Origin of the sequence: Paenibacillus sp. NAIST15-1, from assembly GCF_001894745.1 — a bacterium.
GTDB lineage: Bacteria > Bacillota > Bacilli > Paenibacillales > Paenibacillaceae > Paenibacillus_B > Paenibacillus_B suaedae.
In genome coordinates this window covers 18957-42289 of the sequence record NZ_BBYF01000016.1, presented here as the reverse complement: position 1 = coordinate 42289, position 23333 = coordinate 18957, and the positions used below count along the sequence as shown (strand labels likewise).

The window sequence follows — 23333 nt, the reverse complement described above, 5'->3', positions numbered from 1 at the left end:
ATGTGAAACCCATCGCCACAACCATGCGCTATTCTCTGCCTTGAACTTGTCATTACAACGTCTTCAACAACAACGTATGCATGGCTCAGGCAAAACATGTATCCCTGTCCGCTACCTTGCTTGAACATGTATAATATCATGTAACGCTTATTTCTATCATAAAGGAGATACACCATCATGACCACTCCTTCTTCATCAGAAACGGTCAGGGCCCAGTGGCGCTCTCGTCCAGTTGGTACAAAGAGGGAACAACCCGTACCTACAGCGCGATCGGCAGACCCATACACAGCTTCTCGCCATGATCGCGCTCAACCGAGCAATGACGGCAACGGTGCCCTTCCTGCATCTGCAAACTTCTTCGCTGCGTTAGAGCGACAAGGGATACGTCTGCATGACGCACAGCGGGATGCAGTACGCCATATAGACGGGCCCTTGCTCTGCTTGGCAGGAGCTGGATCTGGCAAGACATCCGTGCTGACCGCACGCGCTGCCTATTTGATGACCGTCGGTGGAGTATCACCGGAGTCGCTATGGCTGGTCACCTTCACAAATAAAGCTGCGCAAGAGATGCGAGTGCGCCTTGCCAAGCTACCCGGCGTTACACGCGATATGGCTCGCAAGGTTCAGGCACGCACCTTTCATTCTTTCGCTCTCAGGCTGCTGCAGGCTTATGCGCCTCCCTTCCAACTGATGGCAGAGGAACGCCGACGGCATGGCTTGATGAAGCGTATACTGCGAGAGCTCGGGCTGCATGATACCCTGCAAGCCGAGACGGCGCTCGCTGCGCTCTCCTCGCTCAAGTCGCGCCGCCTGATGCCTACTGATTGGAAAACAACAAATGCAAGTGAACTCGATATGCGACGTGCGCTTATTCGTTTCGAAGAACAAAAAGCGCAGCAAGGGTGCAAAGACTTCGATGATCTCCTAATCGATCTTCTACGGCTGCTGGAGGAAGACGCTAACTTGCTTGAGCGTCTCCGCCGCCGTTTCCAATATGTGCTTGTAGATGAATTTCAAGATACGACGCCTGTGCAGTATGAACTACTTCAACGAATTACCGACGGGCACCAAAACTTAGCCGTTTTCGGTGATGATGATCAGACGATATTCACTTTTAATGGAGCAAGCCATCGTTATATCACGGAATTTAAAAATCAATACCCTGCAGCGAAGCAGGTTACGCTCGACTTTAACTTCCGATCTACACCAGCCATAGTTGGCCTAGGCAATGCGGTCATTGCCCATAATGAAGAGCGGCTGCCGAAGCAGATGAGAACTCCAACTGGCGTTCATGTCGTGACAGATAAGGAGCATGCACCAAGTGCGCCGCGCTATCTTCGCCCCCGCGATGCGGAGGAAGAGGCACAGATTATCACCGATCATATTCAAGCAGCTGTTAGTGCCGGTACGCATACGTGGCGAGACTTTGCTATCCTGTACCGAACAGCGAATACCAGCCGCGCACTCATTGAATGCTTGACAATACAGGGCATTCCATTTCGCCAGTTCGGAGCCGAGCCGTTTTTCTATGACCATAATCTTGTTCGCCCGCTTATCGACCATCTTCGGCTGTCGCTTGCCCCGCGTGAGTTCAGCGCACTGGACAGCGCTGTTGCCGCACTATATATCCCGCGGGAGACAGGCATGCAATATCTGATGGGAGCAGAGCGGAGCAAGGCCAAGAAATATCCGCTTATCCATCTGCAGAGCTGGGACAAGCTGCCCTCCTTCCAGCGCGAGGCCGTCAAGCCACGCATTAAGCTTATTAAGAAGCTGGCTGCGATGAAGCCATATATCGCGCTACGAGAGATGCGACGCGAATTCTATGACAAGTTCACGGCTGCATCTTCTGGAGAACGATCAACCGCTCATCAAGAAGGGGCAGCGGATACGCTTGAGGAATTGGAGTCCTCAGCCAAGCGCTTCGATACTGTCGAGGCCTTCCTGAAGCATATTGACGAGTTGAAGGAGAAGTATGTTGCGATGAACCCTGAGTATGGAGCACAGCATCGAACAAGCAGCTCTCTGTCTTCTGGACGAGCACCAATGCAGGCAGGGACAAGAGCTCCTTCCGCGATGCAACGTGCAGAGGATGGGGATCTGGAGGATGCCGTCACCTGCATGACCATTCATCGCGCCAAGGGCCTGGAGTTCCCTGAAGTATTCCTAATCGGTGCGGCCGATGGAATTCTCCCTCACCGCACAGCGCTTCGCAAGGGAGCCCCGCCAGACCGCTCAGCGGCACTGCGAACAGGACCACGAGCAGAACAGATGCATGACATCTCCCGTCCTGAGGCGGAGAACGCAAGCACGAATGATATGCTCCTTGAAGAGGAACGCAGGCTTGCTTATGTGGCCGTAACGAGGGCACGCGAGCAGTTGTACATCAGTTCCCCAGCAATCGTGCATGGACAGAAGGCTGAAGTAAGCCAACTGCTCCTGGATGCTTGGAACATCGTCATATAGGGTTGCGCACCGAAAGTTGAGTTTTGAAATACACACCCTTTATCCAGTACAATAGGATCAGATGCTATGTTGTTATTTAGGAATAGAAGAAAAACGACGAATAACCGATTACTATACCGTGCTAAATTGAGGGGATATTTCATGTCCAAAACCGATATGATTATGAAGCAATACGAACAGGTAAAGCAGTTACCTACCTTGTATCAGCTTGCATTAGAAGAACTGGAGACTAAGATCAAGGTCATTCAAGCGGAATGGAAAATACGCAATGGTTATCCGCCCATCGAACATATTAAGACGCGTCTGAAGGAGCCTAACAGCATTTTCAGCAAGCTGCAGCGCAAGGGCTTCCCATTAACGCTCGATTCCATCGTGGACAAAATATATGACGTAGCGGGCATGCGTATCGTCTGCGCCTTCGTTAAGGATATTTATCTCATACTCGAACATTTAAAGACTCGTGAAGATATTCGTATCGTGGAAATCAAGGATTATATTAAAAATCCGAAGAGCAATGGGTACCAGAGTCTCCATGTCATCGTTCAAGTGCCGCTCGTATTATTCGAGGATACACGCTGGATCTATGTTGAAATTCAGCTTCGTACGCTTGCCATGGACTTCTGGGCAAGTCTGGAACACATTATTTACTACAAGTTCGAACAGCAGGTTCCGGCTCATGTAACAGAAGAGTTAACCGAGGCCGCAAGAGCAGTCGATCAGTTGGATCGGAAGATGCTGGAGCTGCGCAAAGAAATATTATCGTACAATCACGAGGATTGGGCGAACACGATTCAGAAGGGCTTGCCTTGGGAGAATGCTCAATAGTGCTAATGCTCCCCATAGGCAGTGATGATGTTCATCTCTGGGATGAGAAATGGTTGGATAAAACACGCACCATTTGCACATCGTAACGATGACGCCGGAGGACTTGATCTATCATGTTCACCGGCGTCAACCGATAACTGTCATCACGAAGGAGGACCACGAACATGGCCAAACCCGATGATCGCTCTAACAACGCAGCTCGTCTGCAGAATGCAATTGATAACACATCGAGCAAACTGCATGAAACTGAGCAGTATTTAACTGAGCATGCTGAAGAGATTAGCGCGACAGAGCGTCATAACTTGCAAGCCAAGAATGAGCGCCGCCGCCACAGCATCGAAGGGTTTGCGGCTGAGAAGCGTGACGAGCAATCGAACGCTTCCTCGTAGTGCACCCAATCGTTGACAGATGAATCGAATGAAGAGAGGCTGAGCTTGAAATCCAAGCTCAGCCTCTCGTATTAAGTAATATAATTTGTATTATTGCAGTAACTGTTCTAACGTCAATTTTCCGTCATAAGCTGCCTTGGCTGCTTCCTTGCCAACATAGCGGACATGCCATGGCTCGTACACATAACCGGTAATGCTCTCCCCGTCCTTCGGATAGCGAATCATGAATCCGAATTCGTGAGCGTGTTCAGCCACCCACTTCCCTTCATCCGAATCACCGAATACCTCTTCCAGTACATCGCCTACACTTGGACTCGATAAATCCATCGTGAGGCCCGTCTGATGCTCGCTCGTTCCAGGAACTGCGCTAACGCGGGCCGCATATTCCTTCCCTTGCGTATTCACGTAATGATTGAATAGGGATTCCTGACGCTTGAAAGAACGGTAACCCGATACGGCATGCAGCGTCACGCCCTCTTCCTTGGCCTGCTTGAACATCTCCTCAAGCGCCTCTGCCGCTTCCTTGCGCATATGACGCTTCTCATGTGCCTCTTCGAAGGAGAACTTCACATTCGGCTCCACAAGATCCGGCGGCTCATAACCATCTGGCAAGTAACGCTCCTTATTGACCACAACGAGGATGGACTCCGGATTCGTAACAACCGCCTTATCGCCTTGCTGTTCAATCGTGGAGCTGAGTCCGTATTCCGATTTTAGCTTGGCTGTAACCGATGATGCGTCATCGGTATTGGCGGAGCCATTCTCTCCTTGACCCTCTCCGCTTCCTTCTCCCTGCTTATTATTATCCGGCGCTGGTGTCAATGCCGGGTCAACTTGTTCTTGTCCAGATGTTACTGCTGCCTTGTCCGTGCTTTGGCAGCCGCTGAGCAGAATTGCTGTTCCCAGAGCAAATACAAGACACTTCGCAGTCATACTATGCTGACTCATTGGTATTTCCCCTCTCCCAATCTATCAATTGCAGATTGAGAGTCTATTATATCGCAATAGAATTGGTATTGCGAATAGTAGAGATGCGATACAGATGCTAGAGTCTTCTAGCTGAGGACTAGAAGACTCTCCTCTTCCTCGATGCTATACGGTTACAGTGTTATGACTGTTCTTCGCTTCCCGTCCAACTTCAATATCATCATCCTCATCACGATTGAAGGCCTCTCGATCGAACTCACCTTCACTTTTGCCAACCAGCAAGGACGCAACCGTCGTACCTGTCGCATTAACTGCCGTACGCGCCATATCTACGATTGCATCTACGCCAAGAACAAGTGCAAATCCTTCAATCGGCAGGCCTGCCTGAACGAGAACGACAGTCGTTGAGATGGACGCTGGACCCGGAACACCCGCTACGCCAACAGAAGCTAACGTAGCTGCACCAATGATGAGCAAGTAATCGGCAATATTCAAATCAATGCCGTATACGCGTGCAATGAACACGGCAACAATGGCCGGGTAAATCCCGCCGCAACCATTCATATTAATTGTAGCACCAAGCGGAGCCACAAAGCTGGCAATCCGATCCGACACCTTCATTCGTTTCGTAATCACTTCCAGATTCACAGGCAGAGTTGCGTAGCTGCTGCGTGTCGTAAAGGCGACTGCAATGGTCGGATACGCCTTCTTGAAGAAGCGGATTGGATTCACACGCGCACCGAAGGTGACAAGCGATCCGAAAGTCACAATCATATGGATCAAGCACGCTACATAGACCGCAATAATGAACCAAGCAAGCTCCTTCAAAGTCGATAATCCATACTTGGCGGCCATCGAGGTCATAAGCCCGAATACACCGTACGGAGTAAGCTTAATAACCAGTTTCGTCACACGGAACATAACATGGGAGAAAGATTGGAAGAAGGCGCGAATCGGCTGTACTCGTTCGGGATTGCGCAGCCCCTCTAGTGTAATTGCCACTGCAATGAAGGCCGCAAATATAATGACCGGTACGACCTTGCCCTGTGCCATCTCGTTGATCGGGTTGGAAGGTACGAGATCAAGCAGCACTTGCTTGAAAGTTGGGATCTCACGTTGTTCGAACCCCTGCGCCGCTTCCGAGCTCTGAGCAATACCAGAACCAGGATCAATAACGAGAGCTGTTCCGAGACCGATAACAGCCGCGATAGCGGTCGTAATCAGGAACAACGCGATGGTCTTCGTTCCAAGCTTCTTCAATACATTCGGATCCTTCACAGAGGTAATACTCGAAATAATAGCAGCAAATACGAGCGGCATGACAACCATCTTAATTAAGCTGACATAGATAGAGCCTAGAATACTAACATCTGCCGCAGACTTTCCGAATACCGCGCCGAGAGTCAAGCCAAGCGCCATGGCCAGCAGTACGCGAAGGCCGAACCCAACCTTCTTCTTCGCAAGCCACCACAGCAAGATAACGAGCAGCAATGCAGCCCCCCAGCTCGCATAGACATTCCAGTCTTGCAGGGTGATCCAGTTCTGTTCCTTCATCATCATAACCCCTTCGTCTATTTATTATAATAATTCCAAGTTGTTTAATTGGTATTATAAAAATAGGGACGGAACTCGTCAATACTTTTTATATGAATGGATGTACTGGATATGAATGTATTTGCTGGATAGATATGAACTAGCTTGCCTCCAATACGGATCTGTACAACTAGACCAAACTGCTTGCCACACTGCCGCACTCACTGCTGTATTACCTGCTCTCCAATCTCTTCAATGCCTCACGCCGGCTTAGCGGCATCAGCGCATGCAGCTCTACATAATCCCTTACCCATTCTGGATTTGTCTTCGCATACTCACGCAATGCCCAGCCAATGGCCTTCTGCAAGAAAAATTCCTTCGATGCAATATGCGTATGGATCGCAAGATGCAGCAAGTCCGTATTCGTCTGATCTTTGTATTTCAACTGGAACAGTATCCCTGTGCGGTTCAGCCACATCTGATCCGAATGAATCCAGCGATCGGCATATTCCGCCCAAGCCTCAGGGTATCGCTTCATCACCCCTCCCACTGTGCAGGTTGCCAGTCCATCAACCGTATCCCACCAAGATCGGGTTACAATGAATTGCTCGATTCTATGTATATGTGCCAAATTGTAAAACTTCACCCACCTTCTAATAGTCCCATTGCAACTCATCTGTACCTATAGCACAGGAACTGTAGCATGCGCATGGCAGTTGGCATACAACTTGCGCATGGCGGCAGGCATACAATCCCTGTGCTCCGTTGCTTCGTATTTTCCGTTACTTTGCTAATAGATTATTTCGCCATGACAGCTGAACCTGCCTCGAAGACAACGCGCTGCTTCCCATCGAGAATAAGCGCCGACATCGCCTTCACAGTATCTGTACCGTAAGAAAAATTCTTACTGGAGAAGTTAACGACGACTTTCAAATCCTCCCCATACTGAGCCGACTGAACAAGGCGATCCGATGACAGCACCTCAAATGCGGTCATCTCCCGCTGCACAGCCTTCGCATGGAATGGAGACCACACCTTCAAATATGACGTGAGCAGCGCCTTATGATTATCCCATTCTTGCTTATCAAGATGATACAGTGGCGGTACATTGTACAGCAGCTCGTACAGCATGCGTGCTGCCACCCCATCCTTTATCTTGAGGCTTCCCCATTCCCAGTGATGGGTTGTAATGACCGAATCGTTGTATACCAGCTTGAATAAAGGCAGGGAGTACACCGGATCAATATAAATATGCTGGTACAGTTCCTTAATCGGGACCTGCTTCGCATATTTGCCCGGAATACCGCCGTCCGGTGACCAATAGGCTCCTACATAGTAGGGGCTGTTCTTATCTTCGCGCATATCCTTATCGTTCCACTTGATGACCGGGGTTTCCAAGCCATGCGCGAAAGAGATCACGCTGCTGGCAAAGTCGTTCCCACCCTCGGAGCCAATGACCATATGTTTCTCCTTCGCAATATAATTCATGCGCTCAAGGCGTGCCTTCCGATCTTGCTCCTGCGTCGTGATATGTCCAGGTGTGTAGTCATCATAAATTTCCCCTGTTGCATCACAATCAATGAACCACGTATTATACAGAATGTGATCCTGCAGAATCAGCTCCATGCGCTGCTTCACACTAGGAAGTGATAAGGTCGGATTCAACTTGCGTCCGCGATTCAGGAATCCTCCGATCTTGACCCCCTTCTTATTGGTAACCGTAGCTTCTTCATACAGCGAGGCATCTGGGAAGTACGCTGTATTCCAGTCCTTGTTCTCTTCCTTCTGGATCGAATGATACGAATCATAAGGCCCTATTAAGTATCCCAGCTTCGAAGCATTCTCGACGAAAGTTGGATTCATTAATCCATCTGCCCAGTTCGGCAATCCAATCCACGCCTTACCAATACCGGACTGCTTCATCTCAGAAATGATCGCATTAGACTTATCCTCTCCCCATGCTGAAGGATCGTCCAGCGCTTCTCCGAATGCATGTTTCAATAAGCGCTTGTTCAGTTCATACAGCTTCTGTTCACTTAGCTTGCTGACACCAGCAGAGACAAGCTGCTGTGATTCGGCATCCAGCTTCGGGAATTGATCCGCTTGATACAACTGCTCCAGCTTCATCACCTGGTTCAAGGCTCTGACCATGACCCGCTTCTGGTATGCATACACACCATCCTGCCTGCCTTCTGCAAGTGCATTACGCAGCTCTTGACCGCCATCCTCCGTAAATTGATCCGCCAGCTTCGCAATCCATGACCATATCGGTTCATTAAGCTTCTTCTTCATGACAGGCCAATGGATATTCGTCTCATCCAGCGCTTGGCTGTTCCACATATACATATGCGGAGCGCCATATAGCTTCTCAATGTCCGGATTGTCCTTCGCCTTCTCCGCAAGTGTCTTGAAGTCATGCTGCTCCTTCACATATTCCCGGTACAGTTTCGCAACAGCTACCGGATCATTGTCCGTTACATATAAACGGAATCCATATTCTTTGCTTGGATTAATCGATGGGAACTCATGCGTAAACGCCATCTCAATGCTCGGGTCTGTATGGAACGAGACTTCATTGTTAAAGGGATTCTCGACCACATAGAGCAGGCCGAACTTGCTCTTATTGAGCGCCATGAAATTCATCGAGAAGGACTCGCCCCATGTCATCGTCTCTTCGTGAAGGAACTTCTTCCAATTCGGATCTTGGGCAGGGATTCGCTTGCCTTCCCATAGCGGCAGCATGTAGTTGTCTGCTTGTACCGTCGGCCATGCGAATTGCTCCGCTCCGATCGATTGAATGCGAATGTCCAGATACCCCTCCTTCTTCTGTAGAATTACCTTGACCTTATCATCCGGATACGTCCATTCTGTACGGTCAATCATCTGCTTCATATCACGTACATTCCGTGGCTTGATCGGGACAGAAGCGTGTTCCTTAACGCCGCCATGCTCGATCACGATATCAAATGTTGCCGGGTCAACCTGGTACGTGAATTTACGATAAGCAGCCTGTATGGCTTGAACCGGGTTGTATACCGCTACTGCACTATCCTCCACCTTGGCTACCTCTTGTTGACTGCAGCCTGTGAACATGCTTACAGCCATAGCTGCTGCAATCGTTGTTAGTAATCCTCTTCTCATCTGTGTGCATGCCTCCTTCATTACCGCTACTCCCCCATACCATCAATAGAACACAGAAGTATGCCCTCGGGCACGAAGGTAGCGAATTGAATGCATGCCACATCATATCGTCCCTCTGTTACACCAGTGTGACAAACCTCGAAATGCAGGTATTGTGAGATCACCTGCCCCAAATTGACTGCCTTTTAAGTCAAACCTGTGATGAAAACGCTAACCTGTGCAACAGCAAAGCGGCCTCTACATGGATAGAGGCCGCCGCATTTATTGTTACTTTTTCAGATTATCCCAAGCCTTCTGGAAGTCAGCGAACATTTTGTCCTTATCCGACTTGCCGGCAATATAGGCTTGAATTGCATTGCCAAATTCTTGCGTTGCGCCGTCCGGATACTTGAACCAGTTCCAGCTAAGCACTTTGTTGTCCTGGCTGTACTTCACCACTTCTGCGGCAATGTCGCCAAGGTCATCCGCTGTCGCCTGAATCGTCGACATCGCAGGAATGAACTTGAACTGCTTCGCAATGTATTCCTTCCCGATATCAGAAGATACCATCCAGTTCAAGAAGGTCTTCGCCTCTTCTTTTACCTTCGAGTTCTTGTTCACTACCCAGTTGTTCGGTACGCCTACGAGGAGCTTATCGTTCTTCGCTGCATCATCATCGATTGGCATTGGGAGTACACCCAAGTTCAACTTTGGATCAATGCTGTCGATTTGCACTTGTGTCCAGTTGCCTTGCTGCATCATCGCCGTCTCACCCTTAGCAAACAGCGTTACTTGTGTATTGTAGTCCGTAGTGAGCGGATTTTTATTTCCGTATTTCACCGTCAGATCGAGCAGCTTCACCCATTTCTCGAATTCCGGGTTGCCTTGGAACTTCGCACTGCCGTCACTAAGCGCCTTAATAAATGCATTTGGGTCTGCTTGTTGTGCAAACGGCACGTTCAAGTTGTGAATGCCGAGAATCCACCATTCCTGATAACCATTCGAGAAAGGCGTAATGCCCGCTGCCTGAAGCTTCTTCGCTGCGTCTTCAAGCTGAGTCAGCGTCTTCGGCATCTCTGTAATGCCTGCCTTCTGGAATAGATCCTTATTGTAGATGAAGCCGTATCCCTCTAAGTTCATCGGCATGCCGTACAGCTTGCCGTCCTTCGTCATAGGCTCCTTAGCAAGAGGAATGACATCCTTCACCCATGGCTCCGCAGACAAGTCTTCTAGATGATCTGACCACGTAGTCATCTCTTGATAGCCGCCATTATTGAATATATCAGGAGCATCGTTGCTTGCGAACTTCGCCTTCAATGCTGCGCCGTAATCCGCACCGCCGCCCACAGTCTGAATATCGAGTTTAATATTCGGATGAGTCTTCTCGAACTCGCCCTTTAGGCGGTTGAGTGCCTCAGCAATTTCGACTTTGAACTGAAATATTTTAACTGTCTTTACTTCTTGATTGCCTTTTCCTTGATCGCCGCCAGAGCTCGTTGTTCCTCCATCGCCCTTCGATCCGCAGCCCGCCAGCATGACGGATACTGCCAACATCATTAACAAAGACCATTTCGCAACTCGCTTCATTGCAAGACCTCCCTTTGTCTGCTTCCCTTTTCATTCATTCGGTTGCTATACCAATCTTCTCACTGTACCATTTCCACATGTTCCACAACTCATCCGTCGGAACCATCAACAATATCCCAGAAGCATTATTCGCTAAGGTGAACTGCCAGTGGCTCTTATCGCTTGCTGCATCTTGATTATAGCTCTTGTTTTGCAAACGGTTACAGAGAGAGAATTGACCGATCAGGTGGAATTCATTGATCGATTCGTTTACTAATTACCCTTTGACCGATCCGGCAGTAATCCCTTCGATAATATACTTTTGCATCGCCAAGAAGAAGATTACGATCGGCGTTATACCAAGCACGAGTGCTGGCAGTGCGAGATCCCACTGCTTCGTGAACTGTCCGAAGAATGCATATGTTGCGAGCGGAATCGTCCGCAGGCTGGCACTCTGCAGCATAAGTGAAGGCAGCAAGTAGTCATTCCAGATCCATAAGCTGTTCAGAATCGCAACCGTAACGAACATCGGCTTCAACAGCGGAAATACAACCTTCCAGAACACGCCATAGGGTGAACAACCATCCACGACAGCAGCTTCTTCAATTTCAAGCGGAACGGATTTGATGAAGCCGTGGAACAGGAATACCGACAGCGGCGCGCCAAATCCAAGATAACATACAACCAGCCCTAGCATACTATCGGTTAGCTTCAACGTTCCCGTTACCTTCACGAGGGGAATCATGATCGATTGAAACGGGATGACCATTGCCGCAACGAACAGCATGAATAACGTTCGGTTGAAGCGCGTATTATGGCGTACCATCCGATATGCCGCCATAGCGCTCGTTAAGCCTACGAGCAGAACGCTTACTACCGTAATAAGCAATGAATTGGTGAATGCTTGCGGGAATTTCGTCATTTCCCATGCCTTCTGATAGTTCGCCCATTCGAACGATGCCGGCCAGCTTGCCGCGTTGGACAGCAGATCTCCGAAGGACTTCACCGAGTTCACGAGCAAGAAGTAGAACGGGACAAGGAAGACAAGCCCCACAATAACCATCAGGACTTCTAAAATAAAGGTTCGCATATTGTATGATTTAATGGCTTCCATTACATATCAACCTCCTTGCTCTTCGTGATGCGCACTTGGATGAGCGTAATGGCAGAGACAATCAAGAAGAATACGAGCGCCTTCGCTGTGCCGAGGCCGTATCGATTGTTCTGGAATGCTTCTAAGTAAATGTTAAGCGCAACCGATTCTGTTGATTTGAACGGGCCGCCCTTCGTCAGGGACAAGTTCAGATCGAACATCTTGAACGACCAAGAGATCGCCAAGAACAAGCATACCGTTACAGCCGGCATAATCAGCGGGATGATAATGTTGCGCAGCACCTGTCCCCGGGTTGCCCCGTCAATTTCTGCGGCTTCCAGCACATCTCTGGGCACATTCATCATTGCTGCAATATAGATAACCATCAAGTAACCGGCAGTCTGCCAGACAAATACGATAATGATTCCCCAGAAGGCCGTTGTCTCGTCACCGAGCCATGGCAGGTTGAAAAATTCAATCCCCGTCATCTCTCCTACCGCTGCAAATCCCTTAATGAAAATGAACTGCCAGATGAAGCCAAGCAGCAGCCCCCCGATGACATTCGGCATAAAAAATACCGTCCGCAGCACGTTGCGCAGCTTCAGTTGTCGGGTCAAAATGTAAGCCAGCGCGAAGCCGAATAAGTTCGTTAGTATAATGCCGACGACCGTAAAGCGTGTCGTAAACCAGAATGCTGGGAAGAAATCCGAGTCCTTCGCAAATATTTGAATGAAATTATCGAGCCCTACCCACTTCACAGTACCCGCGACTCCATTCCAATCGGTGAAGGAATAGTACATGCCGAGCACAAAAGGAATTGCGACGATAAGGGTAAAAAAGAATGCCGCAGGTCCGATGAAAAAGACTTGCTGCAGGGCTTGAGATGATCGTTTACGCGACATCCGACTCTCTCCTTTTCAACAGAAATAATAGAGGTTATTCGTTCTTGTTGCTTTCAGTATGCACGCGAATGTAAACGGTTACCACAGATGGTCTTGAACGAAAAGGTGGAATATATTGACCCCCTCCCAATGTAAGCGTTACACTGTGAATCTGAGGGGGCGAATGTATGCGTTGGAACAGTATCCGTACCAAACTTATTTTATTTATGCTCATTGCCACTATCGTCCCGACTGTAGCGACGATGATCATTTCATACAGCTATACGACGGATTCACTAGAGAAGCGCGCCATTGAGCAGAGCCATCAGCTAATGTTCCAAGGGAAGACGAATTTAGCGAATTTCGTGGACAATTTGAACCGTGCCTCCTTAACGATCTATACCGACTATGAATTTTATCGCCAGCTGGACAGAGGCTATGACGATTACACGTTCGATTCCTACACCTATGTCACGCTGCAAAATATGGCATCATCCATGAACGGAATATGGCAGGTGTACTTCTATCGCACCGAAACGAAGCGCGCCTCGCTGGTCATTCAGAGCGTGCCTCGGCGCATCTACGATGCGAAGCTCTATGAGGATACAGCCCGCTATGCGAAGAACGGCATTCAGATGCAGCCTACACATTTAAGCCATACGTACGGGTTCTCCTCGTCACCGTTCTACTTCCCGAGTGTACAGGTATTCACCTTGCACCGGCCGATTTACCGCATCCCGGCCAACGATCGAATTGGGATGCTGTCAGTCGATGTGAAGCTTGAATCACTCGCTCAAATTATGGATCAGCTGTACACGCTGGAGCAGGAAAGCATCTATCTGCTAGATGACTCCGGACACGTCTTCTACGCAGATGACCGACAAATCATTGGACAGCAGCTCGAAGCAAGCTGGTACGACCGCGAACAAATCAACAAGAAAGAAAGTGGCCACTTCGAGCAGGATGGAGCCATTTTCATTCATGAGCGCGTTGCGACGCCGCTGGCGAATTGGACGCTCGTGAAGAAGATACCGAAATCGTACTTGCTGCAGGAGGCGAATCAGGCCGCAGTCATTAACATGATGCTCATCGCCCTGTCACTGATTGTCATCATTATTGCTACGATCGTCGTATCGTTCCGCATTACGAAGCCGATACGTCAGCTCGTCCGCTACATCAACCAAGTGCAAACGGGGAACTTGCGCGTAGATATCCAGCCTGTCAGCAACGATGAGATCGGCGTCGTCCTGAAGCGATTCCGCAATATGATGGATATGATCAACAACCTTATTTTGCGGGAATATCAGCTTGAGCTTGCGAACAAATCAAACCAGCTCAAAGCGCTGCAGGCCCAGATTAACCCGCATTTCATGAACAATGCGCTGCAATCGATTGGAACACTGGCGCTGCAGCATAATGCGCCGCATATTTATAAGCTTGTCACCGCGCTGGGTAAGATGATGCGCTACAGCATGTATACGGACAAGAGCACAGCAAACGTGCAAGAAGAGCTCGAACATGTGAAGGCCTATTTGCAGCTGCAATTACAGCGATTCGAAGACACTTTCCAAGCCGTATTCGATATTGACGAACGAACGCTGGACACTCAAGTGCCGAAGATGACGCTGCAGCCTCTCGTCGAAAACTATTTCAAGCACGGAATAGACCGTTCCGTACCGAGTGGGCAGCTTGCCATTCGTACCAGATATATTGAGCGGACAGAACAAGCACAAGGCATAGTTGTCCCCTGTCTGCAGCTAATCGTTGAAGATAACGGTCGAGGCATGACCTTGATGCGTAGAATCGAACTGAACGAGAGGCTGAAGGAGGTACATCCAGAGCTGCTGGGCACACGAACAAGCCATACCTTGTCACGGGACGAATTCGTCTCGGATTCCTCCTCTGGCTCGCCGTCCAGCATTGGACTGGTCAATGTGCTCGCCCGGCTGCAACTGTTCACCGACGGCAAATCTACGATGAGAGTCGAGGAGCAGGATCCACAAGGCACTCGTATTGTGATAGAGCTGGAATTGGAGCGTGATAACTAACATGATGAAGGCATTAATCGTAGACGATGAGAAGCACGTACGGGATGCAATCCGATTGCTTGTAGATTGGGATACACACGGAATTGATACGATTATGGAGGCTGCGGACGGTGAGCAGGCTGTCGAACTGATTCAACAGCACAAGCCTCAACTGGTCATGACCGACATGATGATGCCGACCATGAGCGGAACAGCTCTTATGGAGTGGATGAGCCGCCATGCTCCTTCAAGCAAGATCATTGCCATCAGCGGGCATGATGATTTCTCACTCGTTCGCCATGCTATGCAGCATGGTGGCATGGATTATATATTGAAACCAATCGACCCCGATGCAGTTAATAACGCCATCGGCAAGGCGGTCGCCGCATGGATGCAAGAAGAGGACGTTCGCCAATCAAGCCAGCAGCAGCGCATGCAAGCCAACGAATTCAAGCCGATGCTGGCTGAGAAGCTGTGGTCTGGTTTATTGGACGATCCTTGTGTCTATGAAGGAAATGTGCGCAGATTGCAGCGCGAGTTCTATCTCCCCGAAGCCATCACGTGCGCTCGGCTTGCTGTAGCTCGAATTCACGCAGGACATGTCAATTGGCGTGGTAGATTCGGCGATAATAGACAGCTGCTATTCTACTCGCTTGTCAATATCGCCGATGAACTGCTGAACGGCAAGACCAACACATCGGATGGGCAGCGTAATCACGTATCGACTTGCGGCACCGCTTTCCGCTATGGCGCCCCGGAAGGCGAGCTTATTATCGTCATGTGGGATTCTCCCATGCGGCTGGAGGCTGTGCTGGATCAACTGAATGCCGGGCTGGAACAGACCTTCAAGCACCGACTGCACTTCGGTGTATCGAGTTCATTCTCCCTACCCGCAGGAATCTCCGCCGGATATGCCGAAGCCAAGCATGCGTTAATGCACCGCAATTTGCTCAAGCACAGAACGCATATCCATAAGTCTAAGGTTACAACGGAATCATTAGCGGATGAGACCGCGCGAATCGCTTCTCCCCCTCAGCATACGGGAGTCTCCAAGCAGATCCGACTTGCCTCCTTCGAGGAGGAATGGAGACTTGCTCTGTTAAGCGGGCATAAAGAACAGCTCCGCCAGGCCGTGCACGCCTTCATCGAAGCACAGAAGCAGCTGTCGCAGCTAACCCCGGATATGCTTATTGGGTGGATGAAGGAGTGGGAAGGCTTTCGTGTGCGGATGGAGCAAGCTGCCGCTCCAGATGCCGCTTCAGTTGAGGAGATGCACGCTGGTACACCAGATCAGCTGTCTGTTCACTTCCATTGTCCCGAATGTATGGATGATTTCTCATGGAGCGACTGGGAGCAGGCCTGGCTGTCTTCTCTTACTCAGCTGTCCGGCCTGCTGATGCACCAGAAGAAGGAAGAACAGCACATCATTTATGATATCGCCAAGTACGTGGAGCAGCACTATCATGAGGAGGTATCGCTGCAGGATATCGCGCAGCGCTTCTATGTAAGCCGCGAATACATCTCTCGCAAATTCAAGCAGCAGCTCGGCATTAACCTGTCTGACTATATAACAAATATTCGCATGGACAAGGCACTCCGGCTGCTGCTCAACCCCCACCTGCGCATCGCTCAGGTGGCCGAGATGGTTGGGTATCAGGATGAGAAATATTTCAGTAAAGTATTCAAGAAGACACAAGGCATGTCACCAAACACATATCGCAAGCAGCAAATGAATCCGTAACCGTACTATATTGTAGAACAGGGGCGTCCCATGAATAGAAGCGAAAAGCTACCCTCATAGAACGCCCCATCTTTTATTTTAAAAACACAGCTATTTTCTAGGGGCATAGCTATGCTATGCATCTAATCAGCGGAAAGGGCCGCCCAGCAAAGTAAGGGTAACGACCGCGTTAGCTCCCTCCAGTGTGCCTATCCACAAATACTTCCGACTATCGGAGAATTTGCGCTTATGACGAGACTTGGTAGTAAGAATGATCATGCACACTCCTTATAGGTGTCAGGTACCTCCCGAAAGCGGTTACTTTGCGAAATCACCGTCATTCTACCCTCTGGCACCATCATCGTCAATTAAGACTGCTGCGTTGCAGCACCGAAATTTCAACATAGTTGCGGCACGATCCATCTCAAAGGGAAGCATTCGCTTATTAGTTAGAAATTACGGCATTAATCACGCGTTTCCTTATGTAAGGCCCGTCTCTTTTTCCACCACGCAATGATAAGCAGAAGCAGTGGGTACACGAGCAGCACAGTTGCAGAAAAAAGAGGCTCCGTTGTCATAAATAAATCCACCATATCCTGCAAATTATCGGAAATCCAGAAACTCATCGCGATGATGAGAACGCCAATCGGAAAAATAATTGGCCGATAATCCTTGAGCCTCAGCCACTGAGCGGTTCCAAGTACAAGCACGTAATACCAGGCGGCAATTTGCACGAAGCCCCCCATTACCCACAGAACGACTACCATCGATTCCACATGTTCAAAGAACCCTGCAAGGCTGATATAGCGAGACGCCACAAATACAGGGAAGGTAAACATCGATGTCAGCGGGCCAAATAAAAACAAGCAAACTAAATTTGAGAGCACCATAGTAAGCAGCGTAAGGATTAGCGGTGATAAGCTCCATTTTATTCGGCTGCGTTTGCCGATTGCATAAGGCAGGAAAAATCCGATCAGCAAAAATTCCAAAAACCAAGTAGCTGGCGTAATCGAACCTTCCAATACAGGCCTCCATCCATTGTTCAAAATCGGGAACATCTCTGTCGCATTCAATTCGGGAAGGAGGAACAACGGGATGCAGAGCAATAAAATCATAAATAAAGGTGCAATGAGCAAGGCGAATTTACCGATGACTTCGATTCCTCCACGGATTGCTACGGCGCATACAAATATAAGGGCTGTATTAATGACCGTCTCAGGAGTGCGAATGAGCAGCGACCCAACGATAAACTCTCCATATTCCCTTACGATTAGCCCTACACTATGCAGCAGAAAAAATAAAAACACTCCATTCGCTATCATACCAGCCCAGCGTCCAATGAGTTTGGGTGCATATTCGACCATCGTCATCTCGGGGTAGTACTGATTTAGACGCATGGCAATATACAGTGTGATAAACCCCGCCACTGAGCCGATGATCGATGTCATCCACGCATCTCGACCCGTGATTTGGGAAGCTACCGTTGGAATCACGAGCACGGCTGTGGCGCACACCATCAAATAGGTCAGCATGCACAGCTGCGGCCAAGTTATTCGCCCTCGTTCCATACCCTTGCCAACTCCTTCTTTTTACAGGATCATGCTGGATGCTTCAGCCATAACAACAGCGGCTTGTATACGAAATCAATCCATTGCCGGGGCGACGTCCACGGCGGGAACTGGCTTATAGAAATGACAACGATCCAGGCGAGACCCCACAACACAAGAAACGCCCGTTCCTCTCTGACATTCCGCTTGGAGAAAGTACCAATCTTCCATTCCCAGATTAGATTAACAATCAACAGCAGGCTCATCCCCGCTAGAAAATAGTTCCCCATTAATGCACACCCGCCTTCTGCTCAATGGTGCTTGTGATGCTTCCTGGCCGCTCGATCAGAGCATGTACGCGAATTTCGGTTTTCATGTTGGAATAAATATGATCCCAATTTGGCCCGATCTGATCTTTCCACTGTAAAGGATACTTTCGATGCACACGTGCTGCGAAATCGAACACATCGGCGGTCAGCTTCTGCTGTGAAGTCTTAATAGATTGCTTAATCAGCTGCTCAATGTTCGCTTCTATCCGGGTTTCCGCTTGACGCGCTTGATCCGAATCAGATACGTCCAGCTTGGTGCTATTTTGCGTCATATCCATGAAGGCAACCAGCTTCATCTGCATTGTCAACTGCTTCCCATCCCAATGTGGATCGAATGTCAACGTATTGCGGCGAACTCGAAGCGACAAACAGTCCTTTCCATCCCCTTCCTTGCACAAAGAGACCGTTAAACGCTTCTTCTCCCCACGCAGCCACATCACACCAACCACATCTTTACCGCCTATTTCGCCAACATAATGATCCTTTTTGAAGACTGACAGCTTATCTATCGAAGGGACACGGACACCAAGTTCGCTCGTCTTCCATTCCACATACGGTGCAAACCCCATCGATGAATCTCCAGCCATCATCTTCATATAATCAAGCAGCGTAACATCCCATATTGAACGCGACTTGCCAAGATCCTTGAACATCTCTGCAACGTTTTGATGGAGCTGAGGCATCGACTTGAGAAAATCACTTGCTTCCCCATCTGTAATAAATATAAGCGCATGTTCACGCGGATTCTGATATCGCAGGAAGAAGTCGAAATGCTTCAGCAGCCCCTCTTGTGCCAGCTTTTTGCTAATTACGTACACTTCCGTTTGTCCCCAAAATATATATCTCGGCATCTTATTTTGCAGCTCAAATACGGCCTCGCCAAGTGTTTTCCCATTTGCCGAGAATACTGTCGTTGAGCCTCCTCCCCCCTCCTTGCCCCCGCTGGACGTAGCCGAAGCTCCTCCTTCCTTAGGGACATATACCTGCAATGTCGTCTTTATCCCCCCATCCCCGTCCTGATCCAATCCGGCAGCAAGAATAATGGAGAGCTGCTCAATTTCAGTCCGATCCCAGCAGCTTGCAAGCAGGGGTACCAGCAGACAGAGAAGAATTATGCTAGCTATATATCGAATCACCCAAGTCCAACGCATACTTCACCTCTATTCTCCATGAGAATAATCAACCCTAAAGGCTTTCTTGATATGACAGCATCCCGCTTCTTATTCTCTGCCAATCAAGCTGCCTTCTAGGTTCCCCCTCTGCCTCTGTTACCCCCGACTTCCATTCGCGCAGATACATCGCGCTCCATTTGGGTATTCTCCGTCCATACAGGGACACGAAGAAAAATATCCTTGAGCTCTTCTTTGCGCATTGGTGCAATTCCTGACATATAAGGGATACCGAACGATCGCAATGTAAACAGATGTGTCATCAGCAATATGATCCCCATCATTAATCCCAGCATGCCAAGCATGCCCGAGAGGATCATCATAGGAAAGCGCAGCAGCCGCACAGCGATTCCCAAGTTGTAATGCGGCACTAAAAATGAGGATACCCCTGTAATCGCAACAACCATAACCATTGGAGCAGAGACGAGCCCTGCAGTTATTGCGGCTTGACCAATAACGAGAGCACCGACGATGCTGATTGCAGAACCAACCTGCTGTGGCAGCCGCGCGCCCGCTTCACGAAGCGCCTCGAACATAATCTCCATCAAGAACGCCTCTACAAGCGCTGGAAATGGGACTTGGCTGCGGGCTTTAGCCATCGTTAATATGAGAGCAGTTGGAATCATCTCCTGATGGTAGGTGATAATGGCTACATAAAGAGAGGGTCCAATTAATGAAATCACGAGGCAAATGTAGCGCAGCCAGCGGATGATGGTGCCGAAGTGGTGGCGCTCATAGTAATCCTCAGGAGATTGCAAGAACGATGCCCACAGTCCTGGCGCAATGAGGGCAACTGGCGACCCATCAACCAATATGACGATACGTCCCTCAAGTAAATGGGAGGCAGCTACATCTGGACGCTCTGTAGTAAGTAACTGGGGAAATGGAGATGCCGGCATATCCTCCAAGCATTCTTCCACATAACCGCTGTCCAGCACGCTTTGCAAGGACATGCCTTCCAGACGCTTCCGCACTTCTTCCAGCAATCGGGGATCCACAATGCCTTCTATATAGGCGTACCGGATTTCTGTGAGAGTCAATTCACCACGCTTTAGCGACACCATCTTCAACCTCGGTGTTCGAACACGACGACGAAGCAATGCTGCGTTTGTCTGCAACGTTTCTACGAATCCATCCCTTGGGCCGCGTACCACCGATTCCGCAGACGGCTCTGATACGCCCCGCTGATCGAACTTGATCGCATCAATCGTAAATCCAGCAGATGAACGGTGAGGAATAAGCAAGGTTAAGCCTGCTAATACTGCTTCCATTGCCGCCTCCATTGAATGAGTCGGCGTCACCTTCACAGCCGTAACCGTTCGCAGAATATCCTCTGCCAGTACATTAGCGGAGTCTGGCTTGTCCGGATAACGCTGCTTTAGCGGTTCAATAATATGCTCATCCAGCATCGCCGTATCCGTCAGCCCATCCAGATAACATAAGGTAGCCTTCTTGCCTCCCTGCAACTCGAAGGTGTAAAAAATCATGTCTTCACACTGCCGAAAGCAATCCTTCAAGAAGACAACATTGTTCTCTCCATAGGAGGACCATTCTACATTTTGCGGCATACCTGCTTGTGCAGTTCCGTTATGCTGCTCTTCTGTTGTAGGCATATAACCCCTCCTCCTTCGAAGTTCCCTACACTGAATACTGACTCTGTACCGAGTCTCCGTCTTCTCCCAATATAGGATTACATGTTCAACTGAAAATTATGAGTTGACAAAGAGTTTTGGGCATGATATATTTATCTCGAATTAGAGATATTAATTTTCAAGATATCAAAACTCCTTACCATAAAGGTGGTGAATGACAGATGACCAGACCTCGTACGGATGCATTCGATCCCGAGATTCAACAATCATTGAAGCTGTTCGTTGTCCTATCCCGCGCATCTAGGGCACTAATGGATTACGCCCAGCAGGATATGAAGCATTATGAGCTCAATCCGTCCGAATTTGCGGTCATGGAATTGCTCTATCATAAGGGTTCTACCCCTATCCAGCAGATTGGCGGCAAGATTTTGCTGGCAAGCGGCACAATGACCTATGTGATCGACAAGCTCGTGAAGAAGGGACTGCTGCAGCGAAGACCTTGCGAGAAAGATCGTCGCGTCATATACGCTGAACTGACACCTGAAGGAGAAGCCGTCATTGGCGACATATTCCCAAGGCACGCAGAGGCTCTTCACGAAGCCGTCAACGGAATGTCTTCGGAAGACAAGGAGCAACTTATTGGCTTATTGAAAAAATTGGGGCAGAGCGTCCCTTCACCAAAATAGCCCTTTTCATCAGAGAAGGGTTTCATTTTGAACTAATATCTCGAATTCGAGATTCTTGGTGCAAGTACTTTAACAGCTAAATAGGTAAGAAGAAACGTTCTTACCTTACATTATTAGGAGGAATACTATATGTTGGCAGATTATGGTTTATTGATTATTCGTCTCGTTATTGGATTGACGATGATGGGACACGGAGCACAGAAGCTGTTCGGATGGTTTGGCGGCTACGGAATTAAAGGTACAGGCGGATGGTTCGAGTCCATCGGAATGCGTCCTGGCCCACTCATGGCACTGATGGCTGGATTAACTGAGCTTGCTGGCGGTTTGCTGTTCGGACTCGGCTTCCTCACATGGCTCGGTGCAGCGTTTATTATCGGTACGATGCTTGTAGCAATTGTGAAGGTCCATGGGGCGAACGGCTACTGGGTAACGTCGAACGGGATTGAATACAACGTGATGCTGATTGCAGCTGCTATCGGTGTTGCACTGATTGGCGCAGGCTCCTTGTCTCTGGACGCACTGCTGTAACTTTTCAGCATTATCCAATTATTAATCGTTCACTAACGCAATTAATCAAAGACTCTGTTCATCAAGGCATACAACTGCCGAACCTAATCGTACAGAATATGAACCATAGTGGGAGGACTCTACAATGAACACGACAATGAAACGTTCCATCCAACGGGCTGGAGACCGCTATCATAACAACCATGGTTGGTTGAAGACATACTTCAGCTTCTCCTTCGCTGATTACTATGACCCAGAAAATATGCACTTCAGCGAACTGCGTGTACTAAATGATGACCATATTGCGCCGGGTACTGGTTTCGGTCTACATCCCCATAAAAACATGGAAATCGTAACCGTCGTCTTGAAAGGTGAACTGGAGCACCAGGACAGCACGGGCAACCGCGAAATTATTGTGCCTGGTCAAATTCAACGCATGAGCGCCGGAACAGGGATCTACCATGGTGAAGCGAATGCGTCCAGCTCTGAGCCGCTTGAATTGCTGCAATTATGGTTTATGCCGGAACGACTCGGGATCGACCCATCCTATGAGACGCATACTTACGGCTTGGAATCTATCCAGAACCGCCTGCTTCCGGTCGTATCCAATCACGCAGAAGAGCTTGGAACTGCCCATATTCATCAAGACATGACGATGTACTTGGGCCAATTCCCAGAGAGAGAAGAAGTGACTATCGAACTACGACCGAACCGCTCCCTGTATGTATTCGTGATGGAAGGCGAAGTTGGCTTCGAGGACGGTGAAGTACTACATCGTCGTGATGCAGCTCGTATCAAGAATGCCGATACGATGAAGTTCCACTTCAGACCAGGCACTCATGTGATGGTCATCGATTTGCCTTAATCATTTTTCTCTATTTTGCCTCCTTCCCAATTCATATATAATAAAAAGAACAAGGGATACACTGCGGTGCAGCCCTTGTTCTTTTTATATC

Annotated in this window: 21 protein-coding genes; 8 read left to right on the top strand and 13 right to left on the bottom strand. The window is 49.1% G+C overall.

The annotated features are described in order from the left end of the window. Positions 1 to 177: 177 nt before the first annotated feature. From PBN151_RS24050 to tlp, 3 genes are all read left to right on the top strand, one after another. Positions 178 to 2466, top strand: coding sequence for an ATP-dependent helicase (locus PBN151_RS24050; RefSeq protein WP_072731019.1), 2289 nt, complete (start codon positions 178 to 180; stop codon positions 2464 to 2466). A 141-nt stretch (positions 2467 to 2607) separates the two neighbouring features. Next, the gene (locus tag PBN151_RS24045) at positions 2608 to 3291 is read left to right on the top strand and encodes a GTP pyrophosphokinase (RefSeq protein WP_021261278.1); all 684 of its coding nucleotides are present in this window, start codon (positions 2608 to 2610) and stop codon (positions 3289 to 3291) included. Positions 3292 to 3455: 164 nt separating this feature from the next. After that, on the top strand, positions 3456 to 3680 hold the full coding sequence (gene tlp, locus PBN151_RS24040) for a small acid-soluble spore protein Tlp (RefSeq protein WP_021256236.1): 225 nt from the start codon (positions 3456 to 3458) through the stop codon (positions 3678 to 3680). A gap of 90 nt (positions 3681 to 3770) precedes the next feature. Here the strand turns inward: tlp and PBN151_RS24035 are convergent, their stop codons facing one another. The 8 genes from PBN151_RS24035 to PBN151_RS24005 form a co-directional block, all read right to left on the bottom strand. Beyond that, entirely contained in the window at positions 3771 to 4628 is an 858-nt protein-coding gene (locus PBN151_RS24035; protein WP_072731018.1) for a M15 family metallopeptidase, read from the bottom strand. A gap of 144 nt (positions 4629 to 4772) precedes the next feature. After that, positions 4773 to 6161: a dicarboxylate/amino acid:cation symporter gene (locus tag PBN151_RS24030; protein ID WP_083545307.1), complete on the bottom strand. Its 1389-nt coding sequence runs from the start codon at positions 6159 to 6161 to the stop codon at positions 4773 to 4775. Between the two features lie 211 nt (positions 6162 to 6372). Continuing rightward, on the bottom strand, positions 6373 to 6786 hold the full coding sequence (locus PBN151_RS24025) for a DNA alkylation repair protein (protein WP_227775031.1): 414 nt from the start codon (positions 6784 to 6786) through the stop codon (positions 6373 to 6375). A gap of 152 nt (positions 6787 to 6938) precedes the next feature. Further along, positions 6939 to 9281, bottom strand: coding sequence for a glycoside hydrolase (locus PBN151_RS24020; protein ID WP_072731015.1), 2343 nt, complete (start codon positions 9279 to 9281; stop codon positions 6939 to 6941). Between the two features lie 267 nt (positions 9282 to 9548). After that, complete coding sequence (locus tag PBN151_RS24015) at positions 9549 to 10847, bottom strand: ABC transporter substrate-binding protein (RefSeq protein ID WP_072731014.1); 1299 nt, start codon at positions 10845 to 10847, stop codon at positions 9549 to 9551. A 34-nt stretch (positions 10848 to 10881) separates the two neighbouring features. Continuing rightward, positions 10882 to 11043, bottom strand: coding sequence for a hypothetical protein (locus tag PBN151_RS31495; RefSeq protein WP_175560788.1), 162 nt, complete (start codon positions 11041 to 11043; stop codon positions 10882 to 10884). A 60-nt stretch (positions 11044 to 11103) separates the two neighbouring features. Beyond that, positions 11104 to 11940 carry a carbohydrate ABC transporter permease gene (locus tag PBN151_RS24010; RefSeq protein WP_021256242.1) on the bottom strand — a complete coding sequence of 279 codons (837 nt, stop codon included), beginning with the start codon at positions 11938 to 11940 and terminating at the stop codon, positions 11104 to 11106. Continuing rightward, on the bottom strand, positions 11940 to 12821 hold the full coding sequence (locus PBN151_RS24005) for a carbohydrate ABC transporter permease (RefSeq protein WP_072731013.1): 882 nt from the start codon (positions 12819 to 12821) through the stop codon (positions 11940 to 11942). The genes PBN151_RS24010 and PBN151_RS24005 overlap by 1 nt, the downstream gene beginning before the upstream one ends. A 167-nt stretch (positions 12822 to 12988) precedes the next feature. Between PBN151_RS24005 and PBN151_RS24000 the strand changes: the two genes are divergently transcribed. Continuing rightward, positions 12989 to 14848, top strand: a complete 1860-nt coding sequence (locus tag PBN151_RS24000) for a cache domain-containing sensor histidine kinase (protein ID WP_072731012.1) — start codon at positions 12989 to 12991, stop codon at positions 14846 to 14848. Position 14849: 1 nt separating this feature from the next. Continuing rightward, positions 14850 to 16568, top strand: a complete 1719-nt coding sequence (locus tag PBN151_RS23995; protein ID WP_227775028.1) for a response regulator — start codon at positions 14850 to 14852, stop codon at positions 16566 to 16568. Positions 16569 to 16694: 126 nt separating this feature from the next. On the opposite strand, the gene PBN151_RS32365 is transcribed toward PBN151_RS23995, so the two are convergent. From PBN151_RS32365 to PBN151_RS23975, 5 genes are all read right to left on the bottom strand, one after another. Further along, on the bottom strand, positions 16695 to 16826 hold the full coding sequence (locus PBN151_RS32365; protein WP_265332130.1) for a hypothetical protein: 132 nt from the start codon (positions 16824 to 16826) through the stop codon (positions 16695 to 16697). Between the two features lie 185 nt (positions 16827 to 17011). Beyond that, positions 17012 to 18115: a GerAB/ArcD/ProY family transporter gene (locus PBN151_RS23990; RefSeq protein ID WP_072731011.1), complete on the bottom strand. Its 1104-nt coding sequence runs from the start codon at positions 18113 to 18115 to the stop codon at positions 17012 to 17014. 29 nt (positions 18116 to 18144) lie between these two features. Continuing rightward, a complete protein-coding gene (locus PBN151_RS23985) occupies positions 18145 to 18384 on the bottom strand; it encodes a hypothetical protein (RefSeq protein ID WP_072731010.1) in 240 nt (79 codons plus the stop codon). Further along, the gene (locus PBN151_RS23980) at positions 18384 to 19574 is read right to left on the bottom strand and encodes a Ger(x)C family spore germination protein (RefSeq protein WP_072731009.1); all 1191 of its coding nucleotides are present in this window, start codon (positions 19572 to 19574) and stop codon (positions 18384 to 18386) included. The genes PBN151_RS23985 and PBN151_RS23980 overlap by 1 nt, the downstream gene beginning before the upstream one ends. Before the next feature lie 95 nt (positions 19575 to 19669). Then, positions 19670 to 21205, bottom strand: coding sequence for a spore germination protein (locus tag PBN151_RS23975; RefSeq protein WP_072731008.1), 1536 nt, complete (start codon positions 21203 to 21205; stop codon positions 19670 to 19672). A 200-nt stretch (positions 21206 to 21405) separates the two neighbouring features. Between PBN151_RS23975 and PBN151_RS23970 the strand changes: the two genes are divergently transcribed. The 3 genes from PBN151_RS23970 (at position 21406) to PBN151_RS23960 (ending at position 23242) form a co-directional block, all read left to right on the top strand. Continuing rightward, positions 21406 to 21870 carry a MarR family winged helix-turn-helix transcriptional regulator gene (locus PBN151_RS23970; RefSeq protein ID WP_072731007.1) on the top strand — a complete coding sequence of 155 codons (465 nt, stop codon included), beginning with the start codon at positions 21406 to 21408 and terminating at the stop codon, positions 21868 to 21870. A gap of 129 nt (positions 21871 to 21999) precedes the next feature. Further along, on the top strand, positions 22000 to 22398 hold the full coding sequence (locus PBN151_RS23965) for a DoxX family protein (protein ID WP_175560787.1): 399 nt from the start codon (positions 22000 to 22002) through the stop codon (positions 22396 to 22398). Positions 22399 to 22522: 124 nt separating this feature from the next. Further along, positions 22523 to 23242, top strand: a complete 720-nt coding sequence (locus PBN151_RS23960; RefSeq protein ID WP_083545305.1) for a pirin family protein — start codon at positions 22523 to 22525, stop codon at positions 23240 to 23242. The last annotated feature ends 91 nt before the right edge of the window (positions 23243 to 23333 follow it).

Bases quoted from the DNA above. Each gene is read 5' to 3' on its own strand.
- PBN151_RS23975 (WP_072731008.1), bottom strand. From the start codon at position 21,205: ATGCCTACAACAGAAGAGCAGCATAACGGAACTGCACAAGCAGGTATG.
- PBN151_RS24000 (WP_072731012.1), top strand. From the start codon at position 12,989: ATGCGTTGGAACAGTATCCGTACCAAACTTATTTTATTTATGCTCATT.
- PBN151_RS23960 (WP_083545305.1), top strand. From the start codon at position 22,523: ATGAACACGACAATGAAACGTTCCATCCAACGGGCTGGAGACCGCTAT.
- PBN151_RS23985 (WP_072731010.1), bottom strand. From the start codon at position 18,384: ATGGGGAACTATTTTCTAGCGGGGATGAGCCTGCTGTTGATTGTTAAT.
- PBN151_RS24050 (WP_072731019.1), top strand. From the start codon at position 178: ATGACCACTCCTTCTTCATCAGAAACGGTCAGGGCCCAGTGGCGCTCT.
- tlp (WP_021256236.1), top strand. From the start codon at position 3,456: ATGGCCAAACCCGATGATCGCTCTAACAACGCAGCTCGTCTGCAGAAT.
- PBN151_RS24010 (WP_021256242.1), bottom strand. From the start codon at position 11,940: ATGGAAGCCATTAAATCATACAATATGCGAACCTTTATTTTAGAAGTC.
- PBN151_RS32365 (WP_265332130.1), bottom strand. From the start codon at position 16,826: ATGATCATTCTTACTACCAAGTCTCGTCATAAGCGCAAATTCTCCGAT.
- PBN151_RS23995 (WP_227775028.1), top strand. From the start codon at position 14,850: ATGATGAAGGCATTAATCGTAGACGATGAGAAGCACGTACGGGATGCA.
- PBN151_RS24020 (WP_072731015.1), bottom strand. From the start codon at position 9,281: ATGAGAAGAGGATTACTAACAACGATTGCAGCAGCTATGGCTGTAAGC.
- PBN151_RS24015 (WP_072731014.1), bottom strand. From the start codon at position 10,847: ATGAAGCGAGTTGCGAAATGGTCTTTGTTAATGATGTTGGCAGTATCC.
- PBN151_RS24035 (WP_072731018.1), bottom strand. From the start codon at position 4,628: ATGAGTCAGCATAGTATGACTGCGAAGTGTCTTGTATTTGCTCTGGGA.
- PBN151_RS23980 (WP_072731009.1), bottom strand. From the start codon at position 19,574: ATGCGTTGGACTTGGGTGATTCGATATATAGCTAGCATAATTCTTCTC.
- PBN151_RS24030 (WP_083545307.1), bottom strand. From the start codon at position 6,161: ATGAAGGAACAGAACTGGATCACCCTGCAAGACTGGAATGTCTATGCG.
- PBN151_RS24005 (WP_072731013.1), bottom strand. From the start codon at position 12,821: ATGTCGCGTAAACGATCATCTCAAGCCCTGCAGCAAGTCTTTTTCATC.
- PBN151_RS23965 (WP_175560787.1), top strand. From the start codon at position 22,000: ATGTTGGCAGATTATGGTTTATTGATTATTCGTCTCGTTATTGGATTG.
- PBN151_RS23990 (WP_072731011.1), bottom strand. From the start codon at position 18,115: ATGGAACGAGGGCGAATAACTTGGCCGCAGCTGTGCATGCTGACCTAT.
- PBN151_RS24045 (WP_021261278.1), top strand. From the start codon at position 2,608: ATGTCCAAAACCGATATGATTATGAAGCAATACGAACAGGTAAAGCAG.
- PBN151_RS23970 (WP_072731007.1), top strand. From the start codon at position 21,406: ATGACCAGACCTCGTACGGATGCATTCGATCCCGAGATTCAACAATCA.